This window comes from Colidextribacter sp. OB.20 (genome assembly GCF_009911595.1).
Lineage (GTDB): Bacteria > Bacillota > Clostridia > Oscillospirales > Oscillospiraceae > Lawsonibacter.
In genome coordinates this window covers 1-454 of record NZ_QWKG01000163.1, presented here as the reverse complement: position 1 = coordinate 454, position 454 = coordinate 1, and the positions used below count along the sequence as shown (strand labels likewise).

At 54.0% G+C, this 454-nt stretch carries 1 pseudogene; it reads right to left on the bottom strand.

The features are described from left to right. Positions 1-454 (bottom strand): annotated as a pseudogene (locus D1641_RS19000) (IS21 family transposase); the annotation flags it as partial.

The following is a 454-nucleotide window of genomic DNA, read 5'->3' as shown; positions in this document are numbered from 1 at the left end:
TGGCACCGAATCAGTGTGTTTGTGCTCATATCCGTTACAAATTCGATGTACCGCATCCGCGAATATCCCAGAATCATTAGAAAGCAGTACAGCTTCTTCCACTTCCCGTCCTCGTACACCAGGTGATCCTCGAAGAATCCCCAGTCCATCTGCCCTTGCTTTCCTGGCATCGTCTCAAACCGCACCGTTGCTTTCTCATTCAAGTCCATCTTCCGGCTGCTCACATACGCCTTGACGATGCTGTAGCCCCCGTCAAATCCCATTTCCCGCAGCTTCTCCAGAATCCGCAGTGCTGAATACGGCGCTTCCTCCAGCCATTCGTCCACGATCTGCTTGTACGGGTCCATCTTTGTTGGCTTGGGTTCGCTCAATGTGTACTCCGGCTTCTGCGGTGATTCCGCGTACCGCTTTGCCGTCCGCGGGTCCATGTGGTACTTCCGTCCCAGCTCCACAT